At 48.0% G+C, this 2523-nt stretch carries 1 pseudogene; it reads left to right on the top strand.

Annotated elements, in window-relative coordinates:
- Nucleotides 1-37 precede the first annotated feature (37 nt).
- Nucleotides 38-2523: pseudogene (locus tag BZG79_RS13990) on the top strand (hypothetical protein); the annotation flags it as partial.

Raw genomic sequence — 2523 nt, 5'->3', positions numbered from 1 at the left:
GCTTATTGCAGATATAGAACCAGGTACTAGGCGCCAGATGAGTAAGCCGCGTATTTATCCCGGCTTAATTTCTGCCATCATGAAGCATGTTACTAAAGGAACCAAAACAGCAGAGCGGCTCGCATTTCTTATCAGTTATGGCCGCTGCAAAGCTTGTGGGGGCTCACGATGGTCTCATGCAGCAAGATCTCTTAACCTTGGTGGCTACAATATCGCGGATTTACTCGACACTAACTTTGCTGCACTGACTGAATTATGTTCGTCTTCGGGGCGCTTTTCCAAAGCACTTCCAGAAGCTGCCAGGCCTTATTTAGAGCAGATTCGATGCCTTTCTCAAAGCCTTGTAGGTGTTGGTCTTGCTCATCTTAATGGTACTCGTGGTATGCGCGAGATCAGCGAAGGTGAATCGCGGCGCATACGTCTTGCGTCCGTTTTCGATGGAAGACATGAGGGGCTTGGGTTACTGCTTGATGAGCCTGCACGAGGTTTGCATGATGAAGATGTAATGAGATTGGCTGATACCCTGGAAGCATTAAGGGGGCAGCATACCTTGATCATCAATGATCATCGCCAGCAGCTTGCACTTGCTGTCGATCATTTAGTCGAGCTTGGACCTAGTGGTGGCCCTGAAGGTGGTAAGGTTACTTTCCAGGGAAGGGTACCTCAATCCTGGTGGCAGGCTCCCGACAAGCTACAGCGGCAGCAACTTCGAGTTGAAGAGCAAGCACCTCACTTGAGTATCTATGGCGCTTGTCGCCATAATTTACGCAATCAAGATGTGCATATTCCGCTTGGTAAACTTATTTGCATTACAGGCCTATCCGGCTCTGGCAAATCTAGCTTTGTACATGGTGTGCTCAAGCCAGCGCTGCAAAACCCACAAAACCCGGATCCACAAGGATGGCGTGGGATTGAAGGTTATCAACAGTTTGAACAGGTCATTAGCCTCGACCAAGGTGTTCCACCTGCAAACCTCCGTAGCTTGGTAGCTACATCACTCGACATTGCCGGAGATTTGCGCAATCACTACGCTGCACTTTCCCAAGCAGAGAAACACAATCTTCAAGCTAGGGATTTTGGCCTCAACAGTGGTGATGGGCGCTGTCCTGAATGCTTGGGTATTGGCGAGACACAGGATGGTTTACAATGGGTAATCTGTGCAAGCTGTGGCGGCCTTCGTTTTCAGAGCCATATTCTTAGCATTTACGATTACGGCATGAACATCGCTCAGCTACTTGATTGCAGTATTGAGGCGCTACTGCAGGATCTTCCGCCTGCGCTAAATCGACATCATAATTTGCTTCAATCTATTTCTCAGCTTGGCCTTGGACATCTTGCATTAGGCCGACGTGTTGACACACTGAGTGGTGGCGAAATTCWGCGTCTGCGCATTGCAAAACAACTTAGTCATCAGAAGGGTAAAAGCTCACTGTTTCTGCTTGATGAACCCGCGTCTGGCTTACACAAAAGTGATGTAGCCAACCTGCTTCGAGCTGTCGATTATGTGGTTGCTAATGGCATGAACACAGTCATACTTGTTGAGCACAACCTTTCGATGGTTTCCGCCAGTGATTGGGTGATTGAATTTGGTCCTGGATCCGGCCCTGATGGTGGTGTTGTCGTTGCAACAGGAACCCCTCAGCAAATAGCCCAGACAAAAACTGCGACGGGGCGCATGCTAAAGAATTTGCATGAGACCAAAGTACGGCGGCCTCAGAAAACCGCTCAGCCCTCCGAAGTCAAAAAGCCGCTTAATAGTGAGCATGCTAAGGCCGCTTTGCGATGGCTTCGGCGCTTATTAGGGCACGATATTGCAGCGGTTTCAGACCCTTCTCAAAGAAGCGCTGCCACACCGACGATTATTTTTGAATATGCCAAGGTTCAAGATCAACAACTGATTCAATACGGTGGTCTAGACCGACACCTGCTCACCTTTGCCTTAGAAAATCACATTCTCTCCTCGGATGTGTACAGCTCTGATAACTTCTTAAACATTTGGTGTCAGACGCCGGATGCACAACTGGTGATTCAGCCTCTTCTTCAAGATGTTTACATATGGGGTCATGAGCTTCCGCACAGTATTGTAGAAGGCAGGCTTATTTATCTTAGGAAACAGGGCTATGATACTTTTCCATTCACGAATTATCTTGAAGCACGTGCTACAAGCAAAGATTTTCAATGTGAAACGAAGGCTACCCGTGCTCAACGAGAACAATGTCTGGCTAAAGCGATGGCGATTGGTGCAGGGTACGTCGAGCTTCAATATAAGGGTGAGTGTATAGGCAAATATGCGACACGCTTTGTCGATTTTCAGCATGGATTAGTTAGTCCTCTGGCTATTTCGCCTTATGATTTTTTACAGAAAGGAGAGCGGGGCAAATGTCCAGCTTGCAAAGGCAGTGGCAAACAAGCCGCCTGGGATCTAAGCCTCATTTTTGCTGATCGTGGTTGCTCAATTCTCGACAAAGAGCTCTTTAGCTCTTCCGCAATCGAAATTCTCAAGGGGACTCATCGCAATATACT

It is taken from the genome of Salinivibrio sp. MA427, assembly GCF_001996115.1.
In the GTDB taxonomy this organism is placed as follows: Bacteria; Pseudomonadota; Gammaproteobacteria; order Enterobacterales; family Vibrionaceae; genus Salinivibrio; species Salinivibrio costicola.
The sequence above is the reverse complement of the archived record's forward strand: the minus strand, read 5'-3'. Positions and strand labels throughout refer to the sequence as shown.